At 49.8% G+C, this 7,224-nt stretch carries 8 protein-coding genes; all 8 read left to right on the top strand.

Annotated features, from left to right (window positions below; all coding sequences use genetic code 11):
• The first annotated feature begins 74 nt into the window (after positions 1-74).
• The 8 genes from atpG to nuoH all read left to right on the top strand — a co-directional run bounded on the left by atpG (position 75) and on the right by nuoH (position 7,219).
• Positions 75-932, top strand: a complete 858-nt coding sequence (gene atpG / locus GCA01S_RS01675) for an ATP synthase F1 subunit gamma (RefSeq protein WP_042406766.1) — start codon at positions 75-77, stop codon at positions 930-932.
• 61 nt (positions 933-993) lie between these two features.
• Positions 994-2,415: a F0F1 ATP synthase subunit beta gene (gene atpD / locus GCA01S_RS01670; RefSeq protein WP_042406763.1), complete on the top strand. Its 1,422-nt coding sequence runs from the start codon at positions 994-996 to the stop codon at positions 2,413-2,415.
• Positions 2,416-2,440: 25 nt separating this feature from the next.
• Positions 2,441-2,842, top strand: coding sequence for a F0F1 ATP synthase subunit epsilon (locus GCA01S_RS01665; RefSeq protein ID WP_017436866.1), 402 nt, complete (start codon positions 2,441-2,443; stop codon positions 2,840-2,842).
• A gap of 180 nt (positions 2,843-3,022) precedes the next feature.
• Positions 3,023-3,391 (top strand): NADH-quinone oxidoreductase subunit A, encoded by a 369-nt coding sequence (locus GCA01S_RS01660; protein ID WP_017436865.1) that lies wholly within the window; start codon positions 3,023-3,025, stop codon positions 3,389-3,391.
• Positions 3,382-3,894, top strand: a complete 513-nt coding sequence (locus GCA01S_RS01655; RefSeq protein WP_017436864.1) for a NuoB/complex I 20 kDa subunit family protein — start codon at positions 3,382-3,384, stop codon at positions 3,892-3,894. Before GCA01S_RS01660 ends, GCA01S_RS01655 begins: the two co-directional genes overlap by 10 nt.
• Positions 3,895-3,897: 3 nt before the next feature.
• On the top strand, positions 3,898-5,118 hold the full coding sequence (locus tag GCA01S_RS01650) for an NADH-quinone oxidoreductase subunit C (protein ID WP_042406761.1): 1,221 nt from the start codon (positions 3,898-3,900) through the stop codon (positions 5,116-5,118).
• 2 nt (positions 5,119-5,120) lie between these two features.
• Complete coding sequence (locus GCA01S_RS01645) at positions 5,121-6,221, top strand: NADH-quinone oxidoreductase subunit D (RefSeq protein WP_042406759.1); 1,101 nt, start codon at positions 5,121-5,123, stop codon at positions 6,219-6,221.
• Positions 6,218-7,219, top strand: a complete 1,002-nt coding sequence (nuoH, locus tag GCA01S_RS01640) for an NADH-quinone oxidoreductase subunit NuoH (RefSeq protein WP_026078610.1) — start codon at positions 6,218-6,220, stop codon at positions 7,217-7,219. Before GCA01S_RS01645 ends, nuoH begins: the two co-directional genes overlap by 4 nt.
• Positions 7,220-7,224: the final 5 nt, after the last annotated feature.

The following is a 7,224-nucleotide window of genomic DNA, read 5'->3' as shown; positions in this document are numbered from 1 at the left end:
GGCGGAACAGAAGGCTGACGGCTTCTGTTCCCCTCTATTCTTAGATTTCGTGCAGAAAAAAGGTGGTGAAACCTTTGGCATCCTTACGCGATATTAAGAAGCGCATCAACGCGACGAAGAAAACGAGCCAAATTACAAAGGCGATGGAGATGGTTTCCGTTTCGAAGCTCAACCGCGCGGAAATGAACGCGAAATCGTTTGTCCCATATATGGAGAAAATGCAAGAAGTCGTTGCGAACATCGCCCTTGGTGCCGGAAATGCGACTCATCCGATGCTAGTGACGCGCCCGGTGAAAAAGACAGGCTATTTGGTGATCACATCGGATCGCGGCTTGGCCGGAGCGTATAACAGCAACGTTCTTCGCACCGTGTACCAAACGATTCAACAGCGCCATCAATCGCCGGAGGAATATGCGGTTATTGTCATTGGACGTATCGGTTTAAGCTTTTTCAAAAAGAGAAATTTCCCGGTCGTTTTAAATATTACTGGGTTGCCGGATCAGCCTTCTTTTGCGGATATTAAAGAAATTGCGAATAAGACAGTCGGCTTGTTTGCAGATGGTACGTTTGATGAGTTGTATATGTACTACAACCACTACGTCAGTGCCATTCAGCAAGAGGTAACGGAAAGAAAGCTGTTGCCGTTAACGGATTTGGTCGATAACAAACAACGGACAACGTATGAATTTGAACCTTCTCAAGAAGAAATTTTAGATGTGCTTTTGCCGCAATATGCGGAAAGCCTTATTTACGGTGCGCTGTTAGATGCGAAAGCAAGCGAGCATGCAGCACGGATGACGGCGATGAAAAATGCGACGGACAATGCGCACGAGCTTATTCGTACGCTTACCCTTTCCTACAACCGTGCTCGTCAAGCAGCCATTACTCAAGAGATCACGGAAATTGTGGCGGGAGCAAACGCGTTGCAATAACGGTGAACCGGAAGCGGCAATTAGGTACTGATGTTCAACTAGCAAGTTAGGAGGGAAAACGATGACAAAAGGACGCGTTATTCAAGTTATGGGTCCGGTTGTAGACGTAAAGTTCGAAAACGGGCATCTTCCTGCGATCTACAACGCTCTGAAAATCCAACATAAAGCGCGTAACGAAAACGAAGTCGATATCGACTTGACATTGGAAGTAGCACTTCACCTTGGCGACGATACGGTCCGTACGATTGCGATGGCATCGACAGACGGATTGATTCGTGGAATGGAAGTCATTGATACAGGCGCGCCAATTTCGGTTCCGGTTGGAGAAGTCACCCTTGGCCGCGTATTCAACGTATTAGGGGAACCGATCGACATGCAAGGAGAAGTTCCAGCGGATGCGCGTCGTGACCCAATCCATCGCCCGGCGCCAAAATTTGAAGAACTTGCGACAGAAGTAGAAATTTTGGAAACAGGCATTAAAGTCGTTGACCTGCTCGCTCCATACATTAAAGGTGGAAAAATCGGTCTATTCGGCGGTGCCGGTGTAGGAAAAACGGTCTTAATCCAAGAACTGATTCATAACATTGCGCAAGAGCACGGCGGTATTTCTGTATTCGCTGGCGTAGGGGAACGTACGCGTGAAGGAAACGACCTTTACCATGAAATGAAAGATTCTGGCGTTATCAGCAAAACGGCGATGGTATTCGGACAAATGAACGAGCCGCCTGGTGCACGGATGCGCGTAGCGTTGACAGGGTTAACGATGGCGGAGTACTTCCGTGACGAGCAAGGACAAGACGTGTTGCTCTTTATCGACAACATTTTCCGTTTCACGCAAGCTGGTTCTGAGGTTTCGGCGCTATTAGGCCGCATGCCTTCTGCCGTAGGTTATCAACCGACGCTTGCGACAGAAATGGGTCAATTACAAGAACGGATTACTTCTACATCCACTGGTTCTATCACATCCATTCAAGCGATTTACGTACCAGCGGACGACTATACAGACCCAGCGCCGGCAACAACGTTCTCTCACTTGGACGCAACGACAAACTTGGAACGGAAACTTGCAGAAATGGGTATTTATCCAGCAGTGGATCCACTGGCGTCCACATCTCGCGCGCTTGCGCCTGAAATCGTCGGCGAAGAACATTACCAAGTGGCACGTAAAGTACAACAAACGTTGCAACGCTATAGAGAATTGCAAGATATTATCGCGATTCTCGGTATGGATGAGCTGTCTGATGAAGATAAACTTGTCGTTCATCGCGCTCGCCGCATTCAATTCTTCTTATCGCAAAACTTCCACGTTGCCGAACAGTTTACCGGCCAGCCAGGTTCCTATGTGCCTGTAAAAGAAACGGTACGCGGCTTCAAAGAAATTTTGGAAGGAAAATATGACCATATCCCTGAAGATGCTTTCCGCTTGGTAGGGCGCATTGAAGAAGTTGTTGAAAGAGCGAAGCAAATGGGCGTAGAAGTTTAATTGAGGGACATAGGAGGATTTCATGATGAAAACGATCAAAGTCAGTGTCGTTACTCCTGATGGCCCGGTATACGAAGCGGACGTAGAGATGGTAAGCACGAAAGCAAAAAGCGGAGAGCTTGGCATTTTACCAGGGCATATTCCGCTTGTCGCTCCGCTGGAGATCAGTGCCGTTCGTCTCAAAAAAGAGGGAAAAACGCAATATATCGCGGTCAGCGGCGGATTTTTGGAAGTCCGCCCTGACAAAGTAACGATTTTGGCACAAGCGGCGGAAAGAGCGGAAGATATCGATGTCGCCCGCGCAAAAGCGGCGAAAGAACGCGCCGAACGACGTCTGCAAAGCAAGCAGGATGATATCGACTTTAAGCGGGCGGAAATGGCGCTCAAGCGCGCCCTCAACCGTTTAAACGTAGCGGAAATGAAATAAAGACGAGAGGAAATGTATTTCCTCCCGTCTTTTTTTTATTGTTACTATGCGGATGAGTAAAATTCCAGGTTTTGTCGACACTGCTGGATATAAATGTTATAATGAGGAGTGAAAATAATTTGTAATTATGAAATATTTTTAAAAAGTGAAATATCTATAAACGAAGGGAGCGTATCGCAGTTGGGGAACGTATACGCCAATAGCTACTTGATTGTGTTTGTGTTTTTATGCATCGGCGTTTTGCTTCCTGTCGGGGCATTGACGCTCGGAAAGTTATTGCGTCCACACGTTCCGAGCGAAGCAAAGCAAACCACTTATGAAAGCGGTAACAATCCGTTCCATGATTCGCGCGTTCAGTTTCAAGTGCGCTACTACATGTTCGCTCTATTGTTTGTCATTTTTGATGTGGAGACCGTGTTTTTATATCCATGGGCTGTCGCCTATAACAAATTGGGATTATTTGCTCTCATTGAAATGCTTATTTTCGTGCTCATGCTCGTTTTAGGACTCATCTATGCTTGGAAAAAGAAGGTGTTACAATGGATGTAAAATGGCTGGATGTCCCTGAAGGGGAGATGGAAGAGGTAAAGCGCAATGTGTTTTTGACAACGCTCGATCAGCTAAAGGCATGGGCCCGCAGCAATTCCCTCTGGCCGCTAACGTTCGGTCTTGCCTGTTGTGCGATTGAAATGATGGCGGTCGGCGGAGCCCATTACGATTTAGACCGATTCGGCTCGTTTTTCCGCGCCTCCCCTCGGCAATCCGACGTCATGATCGTCTCTGGAACGGTGACGAAAAAGATGGCGCCGATTCTGCGCCGTTTATATGACCAAATGCCGGAGCCAAAATGGGTGATCGCCATGGGATCGTGTGCGACGGCGGGCGGACCGTATGTGAAATCCTACAGCGTCGTCAAAGGGGTAGATCAAATTGTGCCGGTCGACGTCTATATTCCTGGCTGTCCGCCAAATCCCGCCGCGTTGATTTACGGAATTAATAAATTAAAAGAAAAGATTCGTTATGAAGCGAAGACAGGGAAGAAGGTGCTGTAATCGATGAGCGAGGAAAAAGATTTACAGCAGCTGAAAAAAGAGGCGGCCGAGCGTGCGAAACAGCTGGCAAGAGAACGGCTGGCAGCGAAGCAGGCCGCCGAACAGGCGGAACAGCCGTCTGACGATGCGAAGAAAGACGTAACAGAAGAAAAAACGGAGCCGTCAGCGGACGACATCGCGCTGGCGAAGAAAAAGGCAGCGGAAGCAGCGCGAGCGAAGGCAGCAGAGTTGCGGAAACAAAAAGAAGCAGCAGCAGGCAAGAAAGACGCTGCGGAGGCAGAAGACGACATCGCACTGGCGAAGAAAAAAGCAGCGGAAGCGGCACGTGCGAAAGCAGCGGAGTTACGGAAGCAAAAAGAAGCAGCAGCAGGCAATCAAGCCGTGGAGGCAGAAGACGACATCGCGCTCGCGAAGAAAAAAGCCGCGGCCGCAGCAAAAGCGAAAGCAGCGGCGCTCGCCAAACAAAAAGCGAAGGAAAAAGCGGACGGCGAAACGGATGACGAGCTGGCAAAACAAAAAGCAATTGCGGCAGCAAAAGCAAAAGCTGCGGCGGCGGCAAAAGCGAAGGCGGCAGCGCTCGCCAAGCAGCAGGCAGGCGCGGAGGCATCCGCTGATAGCGATGACGAGCTCGCCAAGGCAAAAGCAAAGGCGGTTGCCGCGGCAAAAGCAAAAGCCGCAGCGGCAGCGAAGGCGAAAGCAGCAGGAGCTTCAGGGAAAACACCGTCGCAACAAGAAAAAACGCCATCGCCAAATCAGCCTCTTCTTGATAAATATGTCAAAGTGATCCGCGAACATCTCGGTGAGGATGTTCTAGAGGACGCCTATATCAACCGCCTTGCCAAAGACGTTCCGACATTAGTCGCCAAAAAAGAAACCTACTACAAAATCGCTGAGTTCCTGAAATATAACGAACAGCTTGGCTTTGACTACTTATCCGAACTGCACGGAACCGATTTTCAGACGCATATGGAAGTATATGTGCACTTATATTCTTATAAAAACCGGCAAGCAGTCGCATTGAAAGTAAAAATAGACCGGGACCAGCCGGAAATTGATTCTCTCGTTCCGCTTTGGCAAGGGGCCAACTGGCCGGAATGCGAGGCGTACGACCTGCTTGGCATCCGCTTTAAAGGGCATCCGAACTTAACCCGCATCCTTTTAGGAGAAAACTGGGTCGGATATCCGCTTCGCAAAGATTATGAACCATACGACGTGGAGGTATAGCCATGCTTCGAACGGAAGAAATGATTTTAAACGTAGGACCGCAGCACCCAAGCACACATGGGGTTTTCCGCCTCATTTTAAAAGTGGATGGCGAAATCATTCAAGAAGCGAAGCCGGTCATCGGCTACCTCCACCGCGGAACGGAAAAGCTGGCGGAAAGCCTGCAATACACGCAAATCATCCCGTACACCGACCGGATGGACTATTTGTCGGCAATGACGAATAACTATGTCATTTGCCATGCCGTCGAAACGATGATGGGCATCGAAGTTCCGGAACGAGCAGAATATTTGCGCGTTTTAGCAATGGAGCTGGGAAGAATCGCCAGCCATCTTGTCTGGTGGGGGACGTATTTGCTCGATCTTGGCGCCATCAGCCCATTTCTATATGCGTTCCGCGAGCGGGAAATGATTATTAATCTATTAAATGAGCTATCGGGAGCACGCCTGACTTTCAACTATATGCGCGTCGGCGGCGTGAAATGGGATGCGCCGGACGGCTGGATCGAAAAAGTGAAGCAGTTCGTCCCGTATATGCGCGAAAAACTCGCCGGCTATCACGATCTGGTGACGGGGAATGAAATTTTCCACCATCGCGTCATCGGCATCGGCAAATATACGAAAGAGGAAGCGCTTAACTATTCATTAAGCGGCGTGAATTTGCGCTGCACCGGCGTGAAATGGGACTTGCGGAAAAACGAGCCGTACTCCATTTATGACCGCTTTGATTTTGACATTCCTGTCGGGGAAGACGGAGACTGTTTTTCCCGCTATCAGTGCCGTCTGGCAGAGATTGAACAATCGTTGAACATCATTGAACAAGCATGTGAACAATTTCCAGAAGGCGGGGAAATTATGGGAAAAGTGCCGCGGATCATTAAAGCGCCGCCGGGAGAAACGTTCGTCCGCATTGAATCGCCGCGCGGCGAAATCGGCTGCTATATTGCCAGCGACGGCAAGAAAGAGCCGTACCGCCTCAAATTCCGTCGGCCGTCATTTTACAATTTGCAAATACTCCCGAAGCTGTTGAAAGGCGAAAATATCGCGAACGTCATTGCCATTCTTGGCTCTATCGATATTGTGCTCGGGGAGGTCGACGGATAATGGAACAATTGCTGAATTCCGTCCCAAGCTGGACGAATGTGGCCATTTTTTTCGGGCTGGGCGCTGCGCTGCTATTGATGGTGCTTGCCTTTGTTACGTACGGCATTTTGGCGGAACGGAAAGTGATGGGCTTTATGCAAGGCCGCTACGGCCCAAACCAAGTCGGCGGCCGCTGGGGGCTTTTGCAAACGGTGGCGGACGTATTGAAGCTGCTGCTGAAAGAAGACACGATTCCGAAAGCGGCAGACCGGCCGTTGTTCATTTTGGCGCCGATCCTTGCCTTTGCGCCGGCATTTATGGTATTGGCGGTGCTGCCGTTTACTGATGCGTTTCAGTTTGCCGATATCGGCGTCGGCCTGCTTTATTACATTGCCGTTTCGGGGCTGACGACGATCGGCGTCGTTACCGGCGGATGGGCATCGAACAATAAATACGCGCTCATTGGCGGCATGCGCGCAGCGGCGCAAATGATCTCCTATGAAATTCCGCTCGTGATGTCCGTGCTTGGCGTCGTACTGCTGACAGGAAGTTTAAACTTAAACGATATTGTTGAAGCGCAGAAAAACGTATGGTACATTTTTACACAGCCAGTCGCGTTTATCGTGTTTCTCATCGCGGCCGTCTCGGAGCTAAACCGCACGCCGTTCGACTTGCCGGAAGCGGAATCCGAGCTGGTTGCCGGATTTCACGTCGAATATTCCGGTTTCCGCTGGGCGTTCTTTATGCTTGCTGAGTACGTGTACCTTTTTGCCATGGCCGCCCTGACGACGATCCTATTTTTAGGCGGCTGGCATCCGGTCATGTTTTTAGGCTTTATTCCAGGGCCGGTTTGGTTTGCGCTCAAATTCAGCGTCGTCGTGTTCGTTCTCATTTGGTTCCGCGCGACCTTTCCGCGCCTGCGGGCCGATCAGCTGATGGAATTAGGCTGGAAAGTATTGTTTCCCGTTGCGCTTGCCAATATCTTTGTGACGGCATTGGTGAAAGAACTATTTTTCTAATCGAA

It is taken from the genome of Parageobacillus caldoxylosilyticus NBRC 107762, from assembly GCF_000632715.1.
GTDB lineage: Bacteria > Bacillota > Bacilli > Bacillales > Anoxybacillaceae > Saccharococcus > Saccharococcus caldoxylosilyticus.
The sequence above is the reverse complement of the archived record's forward strand: the minus strand, read 5'-3'. Positions and strand labels throughout refer to the sequence as shown.